At 62.9% G+C, this 22,019-nt stretch carries 20 protein-coding genes; 14 read left to right on the forward strand and 6 right to left on the reverse strand.

The window, feature by feature from the left end; translation table 11 throughout:
• The first annotated feature begins 77 nt into the window (after nt 1–77).
• Entirely contained in the window at nt 78–2,090 is a 2,013-nt protein-coding gene (thrS, locus tag C5J22_RS10485) for a threonine--tRNA ligase (RefSeq protein WP_105438191.1), read from the forward strand.
• 115 nt (nt 2,091–2,205) lie between these two features.
• Here thrS and C5J22_RS10490 read toward each other — a convergent pair whose 3' ends face one another.
• Nucleotides 2,206–3,192 (reverse strand): hypothetical protein, encoded by a 987-nt coding sequence (locus C5J22_RS10490; protein ID WP_105438192.1) that lies wholly within the window; start codon nt 3,190–3,192, stop codon nt 2,206–2,208.
• A gap of 105 nt (nt 3,193–3,297) precedes the next feature.
• Between C5J22_RS10490 and C5J22_RS10495 the strand changes: the two genes are divergently transcribed.
• Nucleotides 3,298–3,876, forward strand: a complete 579-nt coding sequence (locus C5J22_RS10495; protein ID WP_105438496.1) for a nitroreductase — start codon at nt 3,298–3,300, stop codon at nt 3,874–3,876.
• Nucleotides 3,877–3,884: 8 nt separating this feature from the next.
• Nucleotides 3,885–4,505, forward strand: coding sequence for a flavin reductase family protein (locus C5J22_RS10500; protein ID WP_105438193.1), 621 nt, complete (start codon nt 3,885–3,887; stop codon nt 4,503–4,505).
• Here the strand turns inward: C5J22_RS10500 and C5J22_RS10505 are convergent.
• The gene (locus C5J22_RS10505; protein ID WP_172746592.1) at nt 4,495–5,073 is read right to left on the reverse strand and encodes an aldolase/citrate lyase family protein; all 579 of its coding nucleotides are present in this window, start codon (nt 5,071–5,073) and stop codon (nt 4,495–4,497) included. The two genes, C5J22_RS10500 and C5J22_RS10505, sit on opposite strands and share 11 nt — an antisense overlap.
• Nucleotides 5,074–5,261: 188 nt before the next feature.
• Between C5J22_RS10505 and C5J22_RS10510 the strand changes: the two genes are divergently transcribed.
• A complete protein-coding gene (locus C5J22_RS10510; protein WP_105438195.1) occupies nt 5,262–6,389 on the forward strand; it encodes a DUF2336 domain-containing protein in 1,128 nt (375 codons plus the stop codon).
• An 8-nt stretch (nt 6,390–6,397) separates the two neighbouring features.
• On the opposite strand, the gene C5J22_RS10515 is transcribed toward C5J22_RS10510, so the two are convergent.
• Nucleotides 6,398–6,841, reverse strand: coding sequence for a hypothetical protein (locus C5J22_RS10515; RefSeq protein ID WP_046626496.1), 444 nt, complete (start codon nt 6,839–6,841; stop codon nt 6,398–6,400).
• Between the two features lie 120 nt (nt 6,842–6,961).
• On the opposite strand from C5J22_RS10515, the gene C5J22_RS10520 reads away from it, so the two are divergent.
• Nucleotides 6,962–7,420, forward strand: a complete 459-nt coding sequence (locus C5J22_RS10520; RefSeq protein ID WP_105438196.1) for a GNAT family N-acetyltransferase — start codon at nt 6,962–6,964, stop codon at nt 7,418–7,420.
• On the opposite strand, the gene C5J22_RS10525 is transcribed toward C5J22_RS10520, so the two are convergent.
• On the reverse strand, nt 7,398–8,618 hold the full coding sequence (locus C5J22_RS10525) for an AI-2E family transporter (protein ID WP_105438497.1): 1,221 nt from the start codon (nt 8,616–8,618) through the stop codon (nt 7,398–7,400). The two genes, C5J22_RS10520 and C5J22_RS10525, sit on opposite strands and share 23 nt — an antisense overlap.
• Nucleotides 8,619–8,869: 251 nt before the next feature.
• On the opposite strand from C5J22_RS10525, the gene C5J22_RS10530 reads away from it, so the two are divergent.
• Nucleotides 8,870–11,419, forward strand: coding sequence for an HWE histidine kinase domain-containing protein (locus tag C5J22_RS10530; protein ID WP_105438197.1), 2,550 nt, complete (start codon nt 8,870–8,872; stop codon nt 11,417–11,419).
• A 5-nt stretch (nt 11,420–11,424) separates the two neighbouring features.
• Nucleotides 11,425–11,796 (forward strand): DoxX family protein, encoded by a 372-nt coding sequence (locus C5J22_RS10535; RefSeq protein WP_105438198.1) that lies wholly within the window; start codon nt 11,425–11,427, stop codon nt 11,794–11,796.
• Nucleotides 11,797–11,836: 40 nt separating this feature from the next.
• On the opposite strand, the gene parE is transcribed toward C5J22_RS10535, so the two are convergent.
• Nucleotides 11,837–13,888, reverse strand: coding sequence for a DNA topoisomerase IV subunit B (gene parE, locus C5J22_RS10540; protein WP_105415836.1), 2,052 nt, complete (start codon nt 13,886–13,888; stop codon nt 11,837–11,839).
• Between the two features lie 195 nt (nt 13,889–14,083).
• Between parE and C5J22_RS10545 the strand changes: the two genes are divergently transcribed.
• The 5 genes from C5J22_RS10545 to C5J22_RS10565 all read left to right on the forward strand — a co-directional run bounded on the left by C5J22_RS10545 (nt 14,084) and on the right by C5J22_RS10565 (nt 19,121).
• Nucleotides 14,084–14,968, forward strand: coding sequence for an alpha/beta hydrolase (locus C5J22_RS10545; protein ID WP_371412594.1), 885 nt, complete (start codon nt 14,084–14,086; stop codon nt 14,966–14,968).
• A 144-nt stretch (nt 14,969–15,112) separates the two neighbouring features.
• Nucleotides 15,113–15,883 (forward strand): triose-phosphate isomerase, encoded by a 771-nt coding sequence (gene tpiA, locus C5J22_RS10550; RefSeq protein ID WP_105404850.1) that lies wholly within the window; start codon nt 15,113–15,115, stop codon nt 15,881–15,883.
• A 96-nt stretch (nt 15,884–15,979) separates the two neighbouring features.
• Nucleotides 15,980–16,450 carry a preprotein translocase subunit SecG gene (gene secG / locus C5J22_RS10555; protein ID WP_038543050.1) on the forward strand — a complete coding sequence of 157 codons (471 nt, stop codon included), beginning with the start codon at nt 15,980–15,982 and terminating at the stop codon, nt 16,448–16,450.
• A 135-nt stretch (nt 16,451–16,585) separates the two neighbouring features.
• Complete coding sequence (locus C5J22_RS10560; RefSeq protein WP_046666901.1) at nt 16,586–18,214, forward strand: CTP synthase; 1,629 nt, start codon at nt 16,586–16,588, stop codon at nt 18,212–18,214.
• 136 nt (nt 18,215–18,350) lie between these two features.
• Nucleotides 18,351–19,121, forward strand: a complete 771-nt coding sequence (locus C5J22_RS10565) for an SDR family oxidoreductase (RefSeq protein WP_105438498.1) — start codon at nt 18,351–18,353, stop codon at nt 19,119–19,121.
• A gap of 7 nt (nt 19,122–19,128) precedes the next feature.
• Here C5J22_RS10565 and C5J22_RS10570 read toward each other — a convergent pair whose 3' ends face one another.
• Nucleotides 19,129–20,220, reverse strand: a complete 1,092-nt coding sequence (locus C5J22_RS10570) for a citrate synthase/methylcitrate synthase (RefSeq protein WP_105438201.1) — start codon at nt 20,218–20,220, stop codon at nt 19,129–19,131.
• 79 nt (nt 20,221–20,299) lie between these two features.
• On the opposite strand from C5J22_RS10570, the gene C5J22_RS10575 reads away from it, so the two are divergent.
• Both C5J22_RS10575 and C5J22_RS10580 read left to right on the forward strand, forming a co-directional pair.
• Nucleotides 20,300–21,442 (forward strand): citrate synthase, encoded by a 1,143-nt coding sequence (locus tag C5J22_RS10575; protein WP_105438499.1) that lies wholly within the window; start codon nt 20,300–20,302, stop codon nt 21,440–21,442.
• A 131-nt stretch (nt 21,443–21,573) separates the two neighbouring features.
• Nucleotides 21,574–21,966 carry a VOC family protein gene (locus tag C5J22_RS10580; RefSeq protein WP_245440341.1) on the forward strand — a complete coding sequence of 131 codons (393 nt, stop codon included), beginning with the start codon at nt 21,574–21,576 and terminating at the stop codon, nt 21,964–21,966.
• The last annotated feature ends 53 nt before the right edge of the window (nt 21,967–22,019 follow it).

The raw sequence follows: 22,019 nt of genomic DNA on the forward strand, positions 1-22,019 counted from the left end.
GGCTGCGCCCCAAGGGCGAACCGCCATTTATTCCAACACCACCCGCATTCGTTGGCGGGACTGGACAGGAGAAAGACATGTCCCAATCCGTTTCCCTTACATTTCCCGATGGCTCCGTCCGCGTTTTCGACGCCGGCACGACCGGCCGTGACGTTGCCGAGAGCATTTCCAAGTCGCTCGTCAAGAAGGCTGTCGCCGTCACCATCAATGGCACCGTGCAGGACCTTGCCGAGCCGGTGACCGACGGAAAGATCGAGATCGTCACCCGCACCGACGCCCGCGCGCTGGAACTTATCCGCCACGACGCCGCCCACGTGATGGCGGAGGCCGTGCAGGAGCTTTGGCCCGGCACGCAAGTCACCATCGGCCCGGTGATCGAAAACGGATTCTATTACGATTTCGCCCGCAATGCGCCTTTCACGCCGGACGATCTGCCGAAGATCGAGGCGAAGATGAAGGAAATCATCGGTCGCAACAAACCGTTCACCAAGCAGGTCTGGTCTCGCGAGAAGGCCCGCGAAGTCTTCGCAGCCAAGGGTGAAGGCTACAAGGTCGAGCTGATCGATGCGATCCCGGAAGACCAGGACCTCAAGATCTATTATCAAGGCGACTGGTTCGACCTCTGCCGCGGTCCGCATATGGCCTCGACCGGCCAGATCGGGACGGCCTTCAAGCTGATGAAGGTTGCCGGCGCCTATTGGCGCGGCGACTCCAACAACGCCATGCTGACCCGCATCTACGGCACCGCCTGGGCGACGCAGGAAGAACTCGACCAGTACCTGCATGTGCTGGCCGAGGCAGAAAAGCGCGACCACCGCAAACTCGGCCGGGAAATGGACCTCTTCCATTTCCAGGAAGAAGGTCCGGGCGTGGTGTTCTGGCACGGCAAGGGCTGGCGCATGTTCCAGACGCTGACCGCCTATATGCGTCGCCGGCTTGCCGGCACCTATGAGGAAGTCAACGCGCCGCAGGTTCTCGATGCCTCGCTCTGGGAGACCTCGGGCCACTGGGGCTGGTACCAGGAGAACATGTTCGCGGTGAAGTCTGCCTATGCCTTCACGCATCCGGAAGACAAGGAAGCGGACAACCGCGTCTTTGCGCTGAAGCCGATGAACTGCCCGGGCCACGTGCAGATCTTCAAGCACGGCTTGAAGTCTTATCGCGAACTCCCTATCCGGCTTGCCGAATTCGGCCTTGTGCATCGCTATGAAGCTTCCGGCGCACTGCACGGGCTGATGCGCGTGCGCGGGTTCACCCAGGACGACGCGCATGTCTTCTGCACAGACGAGCAGATGGCCGCCGAATGCCTGCGGATCAACGATCTGATCCTGTCGGTCTACGAGGATTTCGGCTTCGAGGAAGTCGTGGTCAAGCTGTCGACGCGGCCGGACAAGCGTGTCGGCACCGACGCGCTTTGGGACCGTGCCGAATCCGTCATGCTTGATGTCCTGAAGACGATCGAGGCGCAGTCGGAAGGCCGCATCAAGACCGGCATCCTGCCGGGCGAGGGCGCGTTCTATGGTCCGAAGTTCGAATATACGCTGAAGGACGCGATCGGCCGCGAATGGCAGTGCGGGACGACGCAGGTGGACTTCAACCTGCCGGAACGGTTCGGCGCGTTCTACATCGACCAGAACTCGGAAAAGACCCAGCCGGTGATGATCCATCGCGCCATCTGCGGCTCGATGGAACGTTTCCTCGGCATCCTGATCGAGAATTTTGCGGGCCACATGCCGCTGTGGTTCGCGCCGATGCAGGTGGTGGTGGCGACGATCACCTCGGATGCCGACGATTACGGCCGCGAGGTGGCGGAAGCGCTTCGCGATGCGGGCATGGTCGTCGAGACCGATTTCCGCAACGAGAAGATCAACTACAAGATCCGCGAGCACTCGGTCACCAAGGTGCCGGTCATCATCGTCTGCGGCAAAAAGGAAGCCGAGGAGCGTTCGGTCAACATCCGCCGCCTCGGCTCGCAGGCCCAGACCTCGATGACGCTGGACGAGGCGATCGCCTCGCTCAGCCTCGAGGCAACTCCGCCGGACGTGCTGCGCCGCCTCGAAGCCAGGAAGGCGGCAAAGGCAGCGGCCTGACCCAACTCATGGCGGCGCCTGTGAATGCAGGCGCCGTCAAATGCGATAGGGCAACGATAAGATGAGATGGCTTCGTCAGGCTGGCTGAGGTTCGGCGACTTCTGCGGAAACGGGGCTAGTTCCTGTCGTTGGCGACAGCGCCCGCGATCTGGGGCGTTTCGCGCATCAGTACTTCGACCTCGGTATTGCGGCCGGCTTTGACGGTGAACGAGCGCTGATAGATTTTGGTCTTGTTGCGGGCGACAGCAAGATATTCGCCCTCCGACAGAACCATGGTCGAGAAAGCGCTGACGCTTTCGTTGACGATGTCCCCGGCGGCGGTCAGGACGGACCATGCCGTATCGGCAATCGCTTCGCCGCCTGGCTGGGAGACCAGCTTGAGAGTGATCTGCGCCGCACGATGCTGCAGCACGGCCTGGGTGAGCTTGCCGGCCTCCACCTGGATATCGGCCCGCACCACCGCGTTGACGTCGCCATATTCCGAGACGACATGATAGGTGCCGGCGTTCAGCCGCACGACCGTATTCGGCTTCACGTCCGACATCACCAGCGCCCGGTCGCCGTTGTCGCGCACATCGGCCGAATAGACCGAAAAGCTCAATTCCTTGGGCGGAATGCGCTGGTCGGTACCGGCAACCGCATTCAGGACGAAACCGCCGGCATCGAGCACCAGCGTCTGTTTCGGCACGTTTCCGCTTTCGGGGACTTTCAGTTTCTTGGTGACGCCGGCGCGGCCGAAGGCGCAATTGACGAAATAGTCGCCGGGGGGGAGCTGGAACGCCGCGGAGCCGCCTTCGGAACTGGCCACCAGCGGCAGTTTTCCGTCTTCGCCGGCGATCGGGCTGAAGACGCGCCAAGAGAGACCTTCCTGCATGGGCTGGCCGTCGGATGTCAGCTTGGCGTCGAACTGTACGTCTCTTGAGACGGCGCCGGGCGGACCGCCGGGCAGAGCCGAGAAGGCGTTGAGCTTGGGCATCTTCGCCGTGCTGTCCAGCGCGCGAAAATTCTTGAAGGCCTCTTCCTGGGCGAATGCGCTGAAAGCTGAGCCGAGAGCCATCGCTCCGGCGAGAAACCAGCGTGCCGCAAGGGAAGTGCCTGCCATCTGTTGTACCGGTTGACTCTTGTTTTCCGAGACGTCACTTGAAGACCAATGACAAGGCAATTTCAAGACCTTCCCGACCGCCAGCTCCAAATGAAAGCTTTGACCATGCAAAATGACGTTAAACTCATCGATTTTCTGCGCGACAGGCATTCCACGCCGGTAGCCCAGATGAAGGAGCCGGCCCCGTCGCAGGAAGAACTAGAGGCGATTCTCACCTTCGCAACCCGCATTCCGGATCACGGCAAGCTGGCCCCCTGGCGCGTCATCGTCTATCGCGGCGACGTGCGCAGGACGCTCGGCGAACAGTTTCTGGCCCTGTCGCTCCAAAAGACGCCCGACATGACTGATGCCGCCCGGCAGGCGGAACTGGCGCGCTTCACTCGTGCGCCGCTCGTCGTCGCGGTCGTCAGCACCGCGGCACCGCATCCGAAAATTCCCGAATGGGAACAGGTGCTTTCGGCCGGCGCCGTCTGCTTCAACATGCTGATGGCGGCAAGCGCGCATGGCTATGTCGCCAATTGGCGTACGGAATGGGTCGCCTATGACGACGAGGCGCTGGCGCTCCTCGGTGTGAAGCCTAGCGAAAAGGTCGCCGGTTTCATCCATATCGGTTCCAGCGATTTTGCGACGCCGGACCGCCCGCGGCCGGAATTGTCGCAGATCGTCACCTACGCCGGCGAATAGGGTTTTCGATGTTCTACACGACCGACACCAACCAGCATGGACTGAAGCACGATCCCTTCAAGGCGATCGTCGCGCCCCGTCCGATCGGCTGGATCGGCACGAAGGGCAGGGACGGGTCCATGAACCTGTCGCCCTATTCGTTCTTCAACGCCATTTCCGACAACCCGAAATTGGTGATGTTCTCTTCCAGCGGCCGAAAGCACAGCCTGAAGAACGCCGAGGAAACCGGCGTCTTCACCGCAAGTCTCGCAAGTCGTCACCTGGCCGAGCAGATGAACGCCTCGTCGGAGCCGGTGCCTTACGGCGTCAGCGAGTTCGAGGTGGCGGGGCTGACCGCCAAGATGGCGGGACTCATCGATGCGCCTTACGTCGCGGAAGCCTATACGGTGCTGGAATGCCGCGTCACGCAGGTGATCCAGCCGGTCGGGTTGGATGGCGAGCCGGCGGAGGCCTACATGGTTGTCGGCCAGGTAGTCGGCATCCATATCAGCGAAGAGATCCTGCGGGGCGGGCGGATCGACATGGGGCTTGCCCGGCCGATCGCGCGCATGGGTTATCGCGACTATGCCGACGGCGGCGCGGACGTGTTCGAAATGACCCGGCCGACCGGCGCCGAGCCTAAACGCTGAAAATCCGATTGACGATCACAACCTGATCGAGGCCGCGGCAGAGCTTGCCGGAGAAGCCGTTCGCTCTTGCTCTTTCGCAGTCAGCCAGGAAGGCAGCCGCGTCCATCTCGGGCGAGACGGCGTCGATGGCCGCTATGCCTGCTGCGGCGGCGGCGAGCGCGATGGTTCCAGTCGCAACACGCGCGGTATCGGAGGAGGGGCCATAGCCGCCTTCCCAGCCGAGGGCCGCCAGCCGATTGCTGCAGCGTTCGAAGCTGGAAGCGGCGAGGATGCCGGAGGCATTGGCAAGCGCGACGATCCGCGTCTTGCCCGGCGCCAGCCCCGCGCGAATTTCCGCGACGCGCAAAGCCATGTCGAGCCTCTGGACTTCGGCCCCGTTGCGGACGTCCGAAAGCACGACCGACGCGGCGCCATACCGGATGGCGAGATCGATGGCGGCCTCCGTCCGTGCCGACGAGAAAGCCGGGAGGAGGAACGAGAGGTTCGCGGCCGGCGCCAAGTCGGCCCATGCCCGGCAGAAATCCCCAACCGCATTCCGCGACTCAAGGGGGCCTGTGAAATCAAGCACGGTCACATCCGCGTCCGCCGAATGGACCGTTGCGGCCTCCGCAGAGGGGTTGACGATAAACCAGGACCGTATTTTCAAGGACTTCGCCATGGTTAAGGAACGTGGTGAACCAATCTTAAACTTTTTGGCATTAGCGTGACGGATCAAGCCAGCCGGATCCGACCTGGCATGTGTAGTCGAGGCCGAGTGTGATCGTACAGGCATTTCTTCGTTGGGCAGAAACGGCAAGAACGGCTGAGAGGGCGAAGGCGGCCAATGCTCTCGCCCGGGCCTATCTCCACTCGCCCATGGGCGGTGAGCAGCATCGCGCCGCGGCCCTTGCCATGACCTATCTCCTCGACGATCCATCGCCGCATGTGCGCCTCGCGCTCGCGGAGGCTCTGGCGGGCTCTCCCGATGCGCCGCGGGCCGTCATCGTGTGCCTTGCCGAGGACCAGCCGGAGATCGCCTGCACGGTCATCGCCTGTTCGCCCGTACTGACCGAAAACGACCTCGTCGATCTTGCCGGGCGCAGCGACAGCCTGACCCGTGGAATGATCGCCGCAAGGCCGAACCTTTCGCGCGGCGTCGCAGCCGCGATCGCCGAGATCGGCGACGAATGCGAAGTCACCCTTCTGCTGGAAAACGAGACCGCCGCGATCACCCGGGTTTCGCTCAGGCGGATCGCAGAGCGGTTCGGGCATTGCTGCGAAATCCGCAACCTGCTGCTGGAGCGCGATGCGCTGCCGGCGGATGCCCGCCACATGCTCGTCAACCACATTACCGCAGCCCTTGCGGGCTCGGGACTGGTGCGGTCCAGCATGGCGCCGGCGCGGATCGAGCACATGACCCGCGAGGCAGGCGAGGCTGCGGCCGTCGCGATTGCCGGCACCGTGCTGCAGGAGGAAATCCCTGGCCTGGTCGAACATTTGCGCATTGCCGGACGGCTGACGCCCGCCTTTCTCATCCATGCGCTCTGCAGCGGCAAGGTCGATTTCTTCGCAGGCGCGATGGTGTCGCTTTCCGGGCTCGACGACCGCCGCGTGCGGGCAATCCTTGCGACGGGCCGTATGCATGCGGTGCGGGCGCTCTTTGAAGCCTCGGGGCTCGGACGGGATATCGCTGCCGTCTTCGTCGAAGCGGTCTTCCTCTGGCGCAAGGCGGCGGCAACCGGCGCGCTCGACAATATCGCCGGCCTGCTGCTCGAAAAGTTCCAGCGGTCGGACATGCAGCTTTCGCCGGTCTCCGACCTCCTCGATATGATCGAGAAACTGCATCGGCTGGAAGTCCGGCTCAGCGCACGGTCCTACGCAAACGGAGTGTCGCTGGCGGCGTAACCGCCGGCTTAGCGCTCGAATCTCTTGGCGACCCAGGAATAGCCGTTCTCGACCAGCCGCACCGGACTGGTCATCAGCGTTTTCACCCCTTCGGTGGTCGGAAGCACCGTCTTGACCCGCTGGATGGCGCGGCCCGCAAGCGTTTCCTTCTCCTGCTGCGTCACCGGTTCCTGAGCAAGCGTCGCGGCCGGCTGTCCGGCTGGTGCGGGCGGCGGCGTCTCGGGTCGAGCCCGCGGCACCGGCGCATTGGCGATCTCGGCGGCTTCCGGCTTCTGGCAAACGGCGATAAGCATCGGATAGGGCTGGTTGGCATAACCGGACAGCTGCTGCTCCGACACGGAATTGCACAATTCGATGCTCGGCCAGCGATTTTCAGCAGTGGCAATATAGTGGCAGTCCGTTCCGGCGTCGTTGCAGCCGAGAATGGTCATGACAATCAGTGCGGAATTCATGTCGTCCCCTGGAATGTGGTGGATGACTTAGATCAAGCAATCTTGACCCGAACAAGGCAGGTTTCGCAGGCCGGCCGCATCCGCTAAGCCATGCTTTTAGCAAAGCTCCAGGAGACAGAAATGATCGTCACGATCGCGATTGAGCCGCCGCGCCAGGCGGGCGTGCTGAAGCTTCTTCAACTCTCCGACGCCTATGCGGCCTCGCTCTATCCCACCGAGAGCAATCACATGGTGGATGTCGCGACGCTCGAAGGTCCAGGCGTCTCCTTCTTCGTGGCGCGCGATGGAGACACGATCTTGGGCTGCGGCGCGCTGGTCGAGGCTGGTGACGGCACCGGGGAGATCAAACGGATGTTCGTCGATGAGGCCGCGCGAGGGCTGAAACTCGGCAGGCGGCTGATGGATGCGATCCTGGAACGCGGCCGCGAGCTTCGTCTCTCGGCGATCCGGCTGGAAACGGGCATCCATCAACCGCAGGCGATCGGGCTTTATCGCGCCTGCGGTTTTTCGGAGATCGGACCGTTCTCGAACTACCGGCCCGATCCGCTCAGCATCTTCATGGAGAAGAGACTTTCCTGACCACGGGAAGATCGGGCGGAAGGTCGGGGGACGTCGCTGGCCCTTTGGCCAGATCTGCCGATTCGACCTCGGTCACATCGGCCATTTTCACTTCCCGGATCCATTCGCGCCAGATCGAGACCAGCAGCGCCATCAGGACCGGGCCGATGAACAGGCCGAGGAAACCCATGGTGCTGACACCGCCGACGAGCCCGAAGAATGTCGGCAGGAAGGGAAGCTTGATCGGACCGCCGACCAGGCGCGGCCGCAGCGTCTTGTCGACGATGAAGAGTTCGACCGTGCCCCAGAGGAAAAGCGCACCGCCGGCGACATAGGCGCCGTTGGCAACCAGATAAAACGAGATCAGCGTGAAAGACAGCGGCGCGCCACCGGGGATCAGCGCCATCAGGCCGGTCAATACGCCAAGGGTGACGGGCGAGGGGACGCCGGCGATCCAGTAGGCAATGCCGAGCACTATGCCTTCGCCGATCGCAATCAGCGTCTGACCAGTCACCGTGGAGCTGATCGTCCTTGGAACGACGCGCGAGATGCGCTCCCACCGGGTCGGCAGGATGCGCTCGCCGAGAAGGTCGATCTGCTCGCTGAAGGAGCCGCCGTCGCGATAGACGAAGAACAGAGCGATCAGCATGAAGAGCAGCGTCAGCACCAGATGGAAGGCGCCGTCGCCTGCCGCCACGATGGCGCGGTAGATATTGCCGATATTGGCGCCCGAGACGATCTGGATCAGTTCGCCGACCGCACCGGGCGAGCCGACATGCTGGACCCACTGGATGCCCAGCCATTCGCCGACCCAGGGAAGGCCGGTGATCCAGGCGGGTGGCGGCGCGCCGAAACGGTTCACTTCGGCCGCCCAGATGATCCACTGGCGCACTTCGCCGATCGTATAGGAGATCGCGATGCCGATCGGCACGATCAGGAAGGTCAGGATGAAGATGATCGCAAGCGAGGCGCCGATGGTGGTGTTGCCGCCGGTCCGGCGCAGCAGCTCGCGATAAAGTGGCCAGCTGGCAAAGCCGATCACCAGGGCGGCGAGAACCGGAACCAGGAATCCGTGGAAGAAATAGATGCCGGCAGCGGCGACGAGCACGAGAAGCCAGCGAGCAGCGGAGATCGGCGGGATAAGCGCGACCCTGCTCGGTGCGACCGGCCCAAGCCAGCGCGGCTCTTTCGGGCCTCTGCGATCGTTATTTCCGCTCACCGAATTTCCTTTTTTCGTTTTCACCATCATATGGCTTATGAGGTCCGCCGGTACAAGACTAATGCGTCATCCATTAAAAGGAAGCTTACTCCTTGCCCTAGACGGCAGATGCGATAGAAATATGAAATCACCTTCCGGCGGAGCCGGAAATACGATGCAAACCTTCTTGATGACGTTTTCCTAACCTTAAGGATGCCGAAGCGTCTGCTGTCCCCATTGTATTGGCCGGACTGTCTTCAGGGACTTGTAACATGCCTCACAGGGATGCGGTCGACCTTAGCAATTGCGACCGAGAGCCGATCCATATCCCCGGCAGCATTCAACCTCATGGATGCCTTATCGCTTGCGACGCTGCCGGCGCGGAGATCGTGCAACACTCCGCCAATGTGGCGGACATGCTTTCGATCACGGGAGACATCAACGGCCGGCGGCTGGAGGAGATTGTCGGCGGGGAGGCGGCTCACACATTGCGCAATGCGCTCGCCACCTCCGACAACCCGGCGAGGCCCGCGCTTCGGCATGGCCTCAGGTTTGCCTCAGGGGCCGCGTTCGACGTCGCGATCCATCGTTTTGAATCGAAGGTGATCCTGGAGTTCGAGCCGGCCTCGACCGATTCCGACCAGCCGCTCGAAGTGGCGCGCATGCTGATCAGCCGCATCCGCAACGTCGCGAGCCTCGACCGGTTGATCGAAAGCTCGGTGCGGCTGATCTATGCCATGCTCGGCTACGACCGGGTGATGATCTATCGCTTCGAGGAGGACGGCGCCGGAAAAGTCGTCAGCGAATACAAGAGGCGCGACCTCGAAAGCTTCAAGGGCCAGTATTTCCCGGCAGGCGACATCCCGAAACAGGCCCGCGCGCTTTACGTCAAGAACACGGTGCGGGTGATTTCCGACGCCAGCAACCCGCGCATCCCGATCGTGCCGGAAACCGACGAGACAGGCGAGGCGCTCGATCTGTCCTTCGCGCACCTGCGCAGCGTTTCGCCCGTCCATTGCGAATATCTGCGCAACATGGGCGTCGCCGCTTCGATGTCGATTTCGGTCGTAGTGGAAGACGAGCTCTGGGGCCTGATCGCCTGCCACCATTATTCTCCGAAAGTGCTCTCGATGCCGCAGCGGGTGGCGGCGGAAACCTTCGGTGAGTTCTTCTCGCTGCATCTGAGCGCATTGAGACAGCAGCAGCTCATGGAGACCGCGGGTCAGGCGCGACGGTCGCTCGACCGCTTCCTGCAGGCCGCCTCCCACCACGCGGACATCACCGGCCTGCTGCGCAGTTCGCTTGGAGAATTCAGCCGGATGCTGACCTGCGACGGCGTCGGCCTGTTGCTCGACGGCGTTTGGACCGGCGATGGGGCCGTGCCGCCGCAGAACCTGATAGCAGAGCTCGCCGAACTTGTCGGCGGTGCCTCGGGCGGCAGGATCTGGTCCAGCTTCCAGCTCTCGTTGGATCTGCCGGGGCTGCCCATTTCTCCGGACACGATCTGCGGCCTGCTGGCCATCCCGCTTTCGCAGAGGCCGCGCGACTACTTGTTCTTCTTCCGCCGCGAAAAGGTGCAGACGCTCGACTGGGCGGGCAATCCTGAAAAATCCTACGAAACCGGGCCACTCGGCGACCGACTGACGCCCCGCAAGAGTTTCGCCATCTGGAAGGAGATGGTGCATCAGCAGGCCCAGCCCTGGACTGACGCCGACCGTGAGATCGCCGACGCGATCCGTGCCGTGCTTGTCGAGGTGGTCCTCCGTCACAACGAGTTGCTGGCCGACGAACGCGGCAAGGCGGACGTTCGCCAGCGGATGCTGAACGAGGAGCTCAACCACCGGGTCAAGAATATCCTTGCGGTGATCAAGGCGCTGGTCGGGCACTCGGTCGACGCCGACGTCAGCCTCAAGGATTATGTCGGCTCGCTCAAGGGGCGCATCCAGGCGCTTGCCTTCGCCCATGACCAGGTGGTGCGCGGCGGCGACGGCGGCGTGCTGTCCGATCTTCTGGAAGCGGAGCTGAAGCCTTACAGGGAGGGAACGCGCAACGTCACGCTCAGGGGTCCGCGCATATGGCTCGACAGCCGCGCCTTTTCGGTGATGGCGCTGGTCTTGCACGAGATGTCGACCAATGCGGCAAAATATGGCTCGCTCTCCGTCAATGGCGGACGGCTGGATGTCGAGTGGCGACGGCTTGCCAACCACGACTGCGAACTCGTGTGGACCGAGAACGACGGGCCACCGGTAAACCTCCCGTCACGCGTCGGTTTTGGCAGCGTCCTCATCACCCGCAGCGTGCCTTACGAGCTGGAGGGCGAGGCAAAGATCGAATATCCGCCCGAAGGGGTGAGGGCGCGCTTCGTGGTGCCGTCGAAACACATCCACGGCGATGAGGAGCTCGCGGAAGTCGAAATCGAGGAGAGCAGCAGCGCCGTCAGCGATGACACGGCTACGCCGCGGCTTCAGGATCTCGAATTCCTGCTGGTCGAGGACCAGATGCTGATCGCCGCGGACGTGGAAGCGATGCTTGCCGAGCATGGCATCGACAAGGTGACGACGACGCCCTCTGTCGCCGACGCGTTCCGCAAGCTCAAGGAGTTCAGGTTCGACGTCGCGATCCTTGACGTCAATCTCGGCTCCGGCACATCGCTGCCGATCGCCGAGGAGCTGATCCGCCGCGGCATTCCGTTCATTTTCGCGACCGGCTATAGCGACAAGTCGATCATCCCGGCAAGCTTTTCGGCACCTGTCGTCCTCAAGCCTTATGAGGCGGCCGCGTTGATCGGGGCGGTTACCAAGGTGCTCGGGGAACGGAGCTGACTTCCATGACCACACCGGAATTCCTGATGGTCTTCGGACGCGTGCTCATCGGGGGCCTTTTCGTGGTGGCCGGTGTCCGGCATTTCTTCATCCTTCCCGCGGTGACCGCGCCGATGGCGGCGCGGGGCATACCGCATCCGGGGCTAGTTCTGATCACCGGCAGTATCTTCGAGGCGTTTGCCGGCTTGATGGTGATCTTCGGTTTTTACACCGGCTGGGCGGCACTTGGACTTGTCGCCTTCACGCTCGTCGCCTCGTGGACAATGCTCGACTTCTGGAACAAGGACGGCGTTCCGCGCGACGGCGCGATCAATGGCTGGATCGCCAATATCGGCGTGATCGGCGGCCTGCTGATCGTGGCCGCCCAAAATCTTTGAAAATATGAGCCCCTGAGAATATCCGAGCCGGAAACCCGGCTCAGATATCGAGGTTTTCGGCAAACGCGGCACGCTCCTGGATGAAGCGGAAGCGGGCATCCGCCTTGGTGCCCATCAGGTTGTCGACGGCCTCGCGGGTGCCTTCGAAATCCACGTCGTCGATCGAGATGCGCAACAGCGTACGATGGGCAGGATCCATCGTGGTTTCCTTCAGCTGCGCCGCCATCATCTCGCCAAGACCTTTGAAGCGGCCGATCTCGACCTTCTTGCCCTTGAACACCGTTTCCATCAGTTCCGCCCGGTGGGCGTCGTCGCGGGCATAGACGGTCTTGCCGCCCTGGCGCAGGACGTAAAGCGGCGGCACCGCCAGATAGAGATGGTTGCCACGGATGAGTTCGGGCATTTCCTGGTAGAAGAAGGTGATCAGCAGCGAGGCGATATGGGCGCCATCGACGTCCGCATCGGTCATGATGATGATGCGCTCGTAACGCAGGTCTTCCTCGCGGTATTTGGTGCGCGTGCCGCAGCCGAGCGCCTGGATGAGATCGGCGATCTGCTGGTTGGCGGACAGCTTTTCGCGGCTGGCGCTGCCGACGTTGAGGATCTTTCCGCGCAGGGGCAAAATGGCCTGGTTGGCACGGTTGCGGCCCTGCTTGGCGGAGCCACCTGCCGAGTCCCCTTCGACGATGAAGAGTTCGGCACCCTCGGCGGTGTTCTGCGAGCAGTCGGCAAGCTTGCCGGGCAGGCGCAGCTTGCGCACCGCCGTCTTGCGGTTGACTTCCTTTTCCTTGCGGCGGCGCAGCCGCTCTTCAGCGCGTTCGATCACCCATTCGAGCAGCTTTGCGGCCTCGGCAGGGTTGCCGGCAAGATAGTGGTCGAAGGGGTCACGCAGGATGTTCTCGACGATGCGCTGGGCTTCGACGGTCGCGAGCTTGTCCTTGGTCTGGCCGACGAATTCCGGCTCGCGGATGAAGACCGAGAGCATGCCTACCGCCGAGATCATCACGTCATCGGTGGTGATGTCCTTCGCACGCTTGTTCTGGGTCAGGTCCGCATAGTTCTTGAGGCCCTTGGTGAGCGCGATGCGCAGACCCGCCTCATGCGTGCCGCCCTCGGGCGTCGGGATGGTGTTGCAATAGGAATGCAGTTCCGGATCGCCGCCATACCAGGTGATCGCCCATTCCATGGCGCCGTGGCCGCCCGTCTTTTCGGTGCGACCGGCGAAGATCTCGCGCGTCACCGTGAAGTCCTTGCCGAGCGTGGCGGAAAGATAATCCTTCAGGCCGCCGGGGAAGTGGAAGACCGCCTTTTCCGGAATGTCGCCGCCGGCGGCAACCATGCCCGGATCGCAGCTCCAGCGGATTTCGACGCCGCCGAACAGATAGGCCTTGGAGCGTGCCATGCGGAAGATGCGGCCGGCATCGAATTTAGCATGGTCGCCGAAGATCTGCGGGTCGGGATGGAAGCGCACCCTGGTGCCGCGACGGTTATGGACGTCGCCGAGTTCCTCCAGGCCGCCCTGCGGCATGCCGCGCGAAAAACGCTGGCGATAGAGTTTTCGATTGCGGGCGACTTCCACCTCGAGAAGATCGGAGAGCGCATTGACGACGGAAACGCCGACGCCGTGTAGACCACCGGATGTCTCATAGGCCTTGCCGTCGAACTTACCGCCCGCATGCAGCTTGGTCATGATCACTTCGAGCGTCGATTTGCCCGGAACCTGGGGGTGATTCTCGACGGGGATGCCGCGGCCGTTGTCGGTGACCGTCAGGAAGCCCTCGGCATCGAGATGTACGTCGATGAAGTCCGCATGGCCTGCAACCGCTTCGTCCATCGAATTGTCGATGACCTCGGCGAAGAGGTGGTGCATCGCCTTTTCGTCGGTGCCGCCGATATACATGCCGGGACGCATGCGGACCGGCTCGAGGCCCTCGAGCACACGGATCGAGGAGGCGCCGTAGTCGTCGCCGGACAATGTCGTCGGCGCCGGACGCGGTGTCGAGGGCTCTGCCTTGAGGGCGGGCGCGGGTTCGGCGGCGACCGCCTTGGCTGTCACCGGCAAATCGGCAAAAAGGTCGTTATTGTCATCCATTGGCTGCGTCGGTACTACCTGTCGGGGTGCGGAAGAGGAAGCCATACCCATCTCGTGCTGTTTCGAATCACTCGCGATTCTGCCAGAAACCCGGCTTTTTCGCGATGCCGCATGGAAACGGTCGTTTTTCACCAATGCTGCGCCGATCGGGCCATGGCAAGCTTGCGAGGCTGAAGGAACCGGATGAAACAAAGCATGTCCACAGTTCATTTCATTTTCGGCACGTTTCTTGCTGTCATGGCAACCTTCGGCGCCGCGGCGGCATCGGCGCAGGAGGGGCCGATAAAGCCTTTCAAGGATGAGCTTTTTTCCCAGATGACGGTGCTGAAATCCTTGGACGGCGGCGCCTATGAGGTGATCGACTACCAGGAAATGCGCGACATCAACGGCCGCGACCGCGAGCCGGAACGGCGCGTCAAGGACGAGTATGTTTCCCTGGGCGTCAGGCGCTATCAGCAGAACGAGACGCTGAATCTGGCCGAGCGCCGGCTCGATGTCACCAGGGTGGGACAGGTGGACGGCGCCGCTTTCACGGTGATCTTCATCCACGGCCGCGGCGGTGACCGTCGGCTCGGCGTCAACGACTATACGTTCGGCGGCAATTTCAACCGCCTGAAGAACCTCGCTACCGGCAATGGCGGCACCTATTATTCACCGAGCGTCACCTCGTTCGACGACCAAGGCGTTGCCGATATCGCGGCGCTGATCCGCTACGCGTTCGACCGGTCGTCCGGACGGCCGGTGATCCTCGCCTGCGCGTCGATGGGCGGGTTCATATGCCAGGGCATCAGCCGCGACGAGCAGGCCGTCCGGTATCTGAAGGGCATGGCCCAGCTCGGCGGTCCGCCGGACCCGGAATTGCCGAAATCGCTTTTGGCAAAGCGCAAGCTTCCCATTTATTTCGCGCATGGCGGCAGCGACAGCGTCTACAAGTCGCAGGATCAGGAAGCGGTCTATCGCAAGCTGAAGGCCGCACGCTACCCGACCCGGTTCACGCTGTTTGCGACGGGCAGCCACGGCACGCCGATCCGGATGGTTGATTGGCGGAAGGTCCTGAATTTTCTCCTGACCGGCCACTGAAATGCCGGCCGTTAACTAAGGTCCTGAACCAAAACCTGTCTTTTGCATACCAATTCACGCAGGATATGTCTAAAAACAGTTTCCCGAATAGACGGAGGCCTCGGTTTTGCTGGTCGGAACCGAACGGAGAGGAAATATTTGCCTATGACGCCTGATGTGCGCCCGCTCGTTGCCGGAAACTGGAAGATGAACGGCACCCGCGAGTTCCTGACCGAAATCAAGACGATTGCCGATGGCGTGATCGGACCGTTGTCAGAGAAGGTCGATACGCTGATCTGCCCGCCGGCGACGCTGCTCTATGTCGCAACCGCCCTGGCGACCGACAGTCCGCTCGAAATCGGCGGCCAGGATTGCCACCAGAACCTCAGCGGCGCCCATACCGGCGACATTTCTGCGGAGATGATCGCCGACTGCTTCGGCACTTACGTGATCGTCGGACATTCCGAGCGCCGTGCTGACCATGCGGAGACCGATCATCTGGTCCGCGCCAAGGCGGAGGCGGCCTATGCCGCCGACCTGACCGCGATCGTCTGCATCGGCGAAACCGGCGACGAACGCGACGCTTACCAGACCCTCGACATCCTGAAACGTCAGATTTTCGGCTCGCTGCCCCTCTCGGCAAACGCTGCCAACACCGTCGTCGCCTATGAACCGATCTGGGCGATCGGCACCGGATTGACGCCGACCGTCAAGGATATCGAAATCGCCCATGCCTTCATGCGGGCAGAACTCGTCCAGCGGTTCGGCGATGAAGGCAGACAGATGCGCATCCTCTATGGCGGTTCGGTCAAGCCCGGCAATGCCCGGGAGTTGATGGGCGTCGAGAATGTCGACGGCGCACTGATTGGCGGCGCGAGCTTGAAAGCCGAGGACTTTCTCGCCATCTATCGGGTCTATGAGGGACTGACGGCCTAAAGCTTTTTGATAAGGGCTTGGAATGCACGCGAGCCTCATGTAAAGAGCCGCCAATCTTCTTCTATTGCCTCGTCGAGGGGCAGGGATCTTTAATTCATGCAGACCGTTCTGATCGTTATTCATCTCATGATCGTGCTGGCGCTTGTCGGCGTCGTGCTGATCCAGCGCTCCGAAGGCGGCGGGCTCGGCATCGGCGGCGGCTCCGGCTTCATGTCGGCACGCGGCACCGCCAATGCGCTGACCCGCACGACCGCCATCCTCGCGACGCTGTTCTTCATCACTTCGCTGGCGCTCGGCATCCTCGCGCGGTACGAATCCCGTCCGAGCGACATCCTGAACCGCATCCCGCAGAGCCAGCAGGGCACCGGCGGCGGCATTCTCGACCAGCTCGGCCCGGCACCGGCACCCGCTCCGGCAGGCAACGGCGTTCCGTCCGGTTCCGGCGCATCCGCTCCGGCAGCCCCGGCGACCGGTGCTGCCCCTGCAACGCCCGCTCCTGCGGCCCCCGCGACCGGTTCGGCGCCTGCCGCTCCGGCTGCGCCGACAGGTGTTCCGACCGGTCAATAAGGCTCGGTCAACGTTTCAAGCTCCGGCAGGCCAAAAGCCTGCCGGTTTTATTTTGTGAAGATTCCACAGCCGTTTTTATAAAGCAGACGATTTGGGCTGGCGGAATCACCAATGAAAAGGTATCCGGTGAATCCCATGGCGCGATATGTATTCATAACTGGCGGCGTGGTTTCTTCCCTCGGAAAAGGAATTGCGGCCGCGGCACTCGGAGCTTTGTTACAAGCACGAGGTTACCGGGTTCGGCTGAGAAAGCTCGATCCTTATCTCAACGTCGACCCGGGCACGATGAGCCCGACGCAGCACGGCGAGGTTTTTGTCACCGACGACGGGGCGGAAACCGACCTCGACCTCGGTCACTACGAACGCTTCACGGGGCGTTCGGCGACGAAGACCGACAACATCACCACGGGCCGCATCTACAAGAACATCATCGACAAGGAACGCCGTGGCGACTATCTCGGCGCGACCGTCCAGGTGATCCCGCACGTTACCAACGAGATCAAGGATTTCGTCACCGAAGGCAATGACGACTATGATTTCGTCATCTGCGAGATCGGCGGCACGGTCGGCGACATCGAGGCGATGCCGTTCATGGAAGCGATCCGCCAGCTCGGTAACGACCTGCCGCGCGGCACCGCGATCTATCTCCACCTGACCCTGATGCCGTTCATTCCGGCGGCCGGCGAATTGAAGACCAAGCCGACCCAGCATTCCGTCAAGGAGCTGCAGGCGATGGGGATCGCCCCCGACATCCTGCTGGTGCGCGCCGACCGGGAAATCCCGGAGCCCGAACGCCGCAAGCTGTCGCTGTTCTGCAACGTCCGCCCGTCCGCGGTCATCCAGGCGCTCGACGTCGCCAATATCTACGACGTGCCGATGGCCTACCACAAGGAAGGCCTCGACAGTGAGGTGCTCGCCGCCTTTGGCATCGAACCGGCTCCCAAGCCGCGCCTCGACGCCTGGGAGGAGGTCTGCAACCGCATCCGCACCCCGGAAGGCGAAGTGACGATCGCGATCGTCGGCAAGTACACGGGCCTCAAGGATGCCTACAAGTCGCTGATCGAGGCGCTGCATCACGGCGGCATCGCCAACCACGTCAAGGTCAACCTCGAGTGGATCGAGTCGGAGATCTTCGAGAAGGAAGATCCGGCACCCTGGCTCGAAAAGGTTCACGGTATCCTGGTACCGGGCGGATTCGGCGAGCGCGGCTCGCAGGGCAAGATCAATGCGGCCCGTTTCGCGCGCGAACGCAAGGTGCCGTATTTCGGCATCTGCTTCGGCATGCAGATGGCCGTCATCGAGGCCGCCCGCAATCTCGCCGGCATCGAGAAGGCATCCTCGACGGAATTCGGCCCTTCCAAGGAGCCGGTAGTCGGCCTGATGACCGAATGGGTGAAGGGCAACGAGCTCGAAATCCGCTCGGCCGCCGGTGACCTCGGCGGCACGATGCGCCTCGGCGCCTACAAGGCGGCGCTCAAGAAGGAAACCAAGATCGCGGAAATCTACGGCTCGACCGATATTTCCGAGCGTCACCGCCACCGTTACGAGGTGAATGTCGACTACAAGGACCGGCTGGAAAACTGCGGCCTGGTCTTCTCGGGCATGTCGCCGGACGGCGTGCTGCCGGAGACGATCGAATATCCGGACCATCCGTGGTTCATCGGCGTGCAGTACCATCCGGAACTGAAGAGCCGGCCACTCGATCCGCATCCGCTGTTTGCGAGCTTCATCGAAGCGGCCCTGGAACAGAGCCGCCTCGTCTGAGCAAATTCAAAAAAGGCAGGGTCCCGCATCCTGCCTTTTTGCCGTCAGGCGGAGACCTTCTGTTTTCGCACTGGCGGGAATGCTTCAACATCCCTTATGCTTCGCCGAATTGCTCTTTTCATTTCAGCGGTGCGATATGACCATTTTCGACAGATTTTCCCTCATCGGGCGCGTGGCGCTGGTGACCGGCAGCGGCCGAGGGCTCGGCCTGCAGATGGCGAAGGCTCTGGCGGAGGCCGGCACGCATGTCGTGCTCAGCGGCCGCTCCGGCGACATGCTCGAACAGGCAGTGGCTTCCATTAAGGGTGCGGGCGGCAAGGCGAGCGCTGCCGCCTTCGACGTTGCAGATCTCGATGCCGGACGCGAGGCGATCGCAAAGCTCCACGCAGATCATGGCCGGCTGGATATTCTCATCAACAATGTCGGTGCCCGCGACCGGCGCTCGTTTGCAGCATTCAGCGATGCCGAAATCCTCAACCTGATCCAGACTGACCTGCTCTCGGCAATCGCACTGTCCCGCAAGGCCGCTGATATCATGAAGGCTCAGGGCCATGGACGTCTCATCTCGGTCACGTCGATCATCGGCAACATGGCCCGTTCGGGCGATGCCATCTATCCCGTCGCCAAACAGGGCCTGACCGGTCTGGTGCGAAGCCTGGCAGTCGAATACGGCCCATTCGGCGTCACTAGCAACGCGATTGCGCCCGGCATGTTCGCCACCGAGACCAATGCGGCGATTTCCGCGGAACCCGACATGATCGCTTTCATGCGCCAGCGCGTGCCGCTGCAGCGCTGGGGCCGGCCCGAAGAGATCGCCGGCGCCGCGCTGTTCCTGGCAAGCGACGCCGGCTCCTTCGTCAACGGCCATGTGCTGACCGTCGACGGCGGCATGTCCATCCAGATGTGATCGCCCGTCATGCCGCCTGGGGCAGGGGACCGACATAGACCGAGCGGGGCCGGATCAGCCGGCCTTCCAGCGCCTGTTCGCGGGCATGGGCGATCCAGCCGACCGTGCGGCCGATCGCAAAGACGCCGGTGAAGGCAGCCCGCGGAAATTTCAGCGCATCGAGCAGCAGGGCAGTATAGAACTCGACATTGACGTCGAGCGGCCGGTCAGGCTTGCGCTCCCTGAGGATGGCGAGTGCCGCCTGCTCGACGGCTTCGGCAAGCCGGACGCGGTCCGGGTCCACCTGTCCGGTCATGACCAAGGGCCCCAATGCGCCTTTCAGCGCGTCGGCGCGCGGATCGCGGACGCGGTAGATGCGGTGCCCGAACCCCATCAGCCGCTCGCCACGATCAAGCGCCTGGCCGAGCCAGGCCTTGGCGTTGTCGTCGCTGCCGATCGCATCCAGCATGTCGAGCACCGGTCCCGGCGCCCCTCCATGCAACGGCCCCTTGAGCGCGCTGATGGCAGCCAGCACCGATGACGTGAGACCGGCGCCGGTCGAGGCGACGACGCGCGAGGCGAAGGTCGAGGCGTTGAGACCGTGATCCGCGATCGTCACCAGATAGGCGTCCAGCGCTGCGGCCTGTTCACGCGTCGGCAGGCTGGCGTTCAGCATGGCGAGGATATCGGCGGACTGGGAAAGCGACGCGGTGGGCGCCACCGGCGTCTCTCCCTTCTGGAGCCTCAGCACGGCCGGCAGGAAGACGGCGGGGGCGGCCAGCAGCCGAAGCGTCGTTTCGAAATCCTCGCCGTCCGGCAATCGCGCGATCAGGGCGCGCATGGCATCGACGGGCGGCAGGTTCAGAAGCGCAGCATCTGCGGCGCGCACATGCGCAAAAACTTCGGCGCGGGCCTGGCCGAGGCGGGCCTTGAGATCGGCCGCGGTGACGGGATGTTCCAGAAAGCCATCCAGGAGCAGCGCTGCGGCGTCTTCATAGGTCGCGCGCTCGACAAGCAGGTCGAGAGATACGCCGCGAATGACGAGGCGGCCCGCTTCTCCGTCCACGTCCGAAAGCCGAGTCTCGGCGGCAATGACATCTTCAAGTCCGTTGTTTTTCATGAGCGTTTCTCCTTTACGAGCTTGATGATCCGACCTAGTCTTATTGACGTCAATCTTGATGTAATCGATCAATATGAACATGCTCTGGATCACCGCCGAAGAAGCTCTCTCCCGCCTCGGGACCAAACCGCAGACGCTTTATGCCAATGTCAGCCGCGGCCGCATCCGCGCGAAGGCGGATCCTGCCGATCCGCGCCGCAGCCTCTATCAAGCCGACGACGTCAAGCGCCTTTCGGAACGGCATGCCGGGCGGCGACAATCGGCGGCGGTGGCGGCGGACGCGATCCGCTGGGGCGATCCGGTCCTGCCGACGACAATCTCGACGATTTCCAGCGAGCGGCTTTTCTATCGCGGCCGCGATGCCGCCGAACTGTGCGAACATGCCACGCTGGAAGAGGTCGCAGCACTTCTCTGGAATACGGAAAGCGTGCGCGTCACCGCAGGCAGGGCAGGGCAGAGCGGCTCCACCCGCATGGCCGCGGCCTTTGCCGGGCTTGCCGCCCGGGTGATGAACGACCTGCCGGCGCTGCGGCGGAAACCCTTCATCCTGCGCGCCGAAGCAGCCGACGTGCTATCGACCGTCGCCATTGCGCTTGCGCCGTGGCCGCAACCGCTGCCCCTGCATGAGCGGCTGGCGCTCGGCTGGCAGCGTCCCGATGCGGCCGAACCGATCCGCAGGGCACTGGTGCTGGCGGCCGAACACGAACTCAACGTTTCCGCCTTTGCGGCGCGCGTGACGGCGTCGTCGGGGGCCGCACTCTCCGCTGCCACGCTTTCCGGCCTTGCGACGCTGACAGGCCCGCGGCATGGCGGCGCCTGGACCAGCGTCGCGGTGCTCGCGGAAAAGGCGGCGTCGGTCGGTGTGCGCGAGGCGATCCGCAGCATGCTGTCCTCTGAAGGCGTCGTCAGGCCCTTCGGTCACCGGCTCTATCCGCATGGCGATCCACGGGCACGGGCACTGATGGCGAGCTTCGAAACGCCGCCACTCTACGCCTCGCTTGCCGAAGCGGGGGAGGAACTGCTCGGCGAACCGATCAATATCGATTTTGCACTGGCATCGCTTGCCGCAACTTTTTCGCTCCCGGAAGACACACCTCTCGTCATCTTTGCGCTTTCGCGCACTACCGGCTGGCTGGCGCATGCCATGGAGCAGGTCGAGAGCGGACATCTGATCCGTCCACGGGCGCGTTATACCGGTCCCGGCGGCGAATCCGGTGCATAGCGTCCGTTAAAGGCCGGAGGCCTCCACGGCTGACATGACACCACCACAATAACTCCTTTATCCTGCCGGGGAATCACGGGTGAGCATGGACGATGTTGGGTAGTAATTTCAGCTTGAGTTTGAGCCTGTTCGTGGCACAGGGACGCGAGCGCGACACGGCCGAATTCTACAAGAACGTCTTCGGCGCCACGGAAACGAATTCCTATGAAATGCTGCGCCTGACGATGATCGAGCTGCAGCTCGGACCGATCGGCATCGTCGTCTGCGGATCCGATCCGGAAAGGGAGTCAGCACCTTCCTATCAGGGGCCTTACCATCCGAAAAACGACGGCGCCGTCAGCACGATCTTCCAGTTGACGGTGCCGGATGTCGAAAGCGTCGTCGATGCGGCGTTCCAATTCGGCGGCATGACGCGTGACAGGATCCAGACGGACATGAACGGTCGCCAGGTGGCCTCGATCTTCGATCCGGCCGGTCATGTCTGGGTGCTGACCGAGCGCGAGCGGGAGCAGGACGAGGAATAGTCTCGTCGCGGCTGTTCGGGTCGCGGATAGAGACCGGGCCGCGGGCGGTTCGG

This window comes from Neorhizobium sp. T25_13 (assembly GCF_002968675.1).
GTDB lineage: Bacteria > Pseudomonadota > Alphaproteobacteria > Rhizobiales > Rhizobiaceae > Neorhizobium > Neorhizobium tomejilense.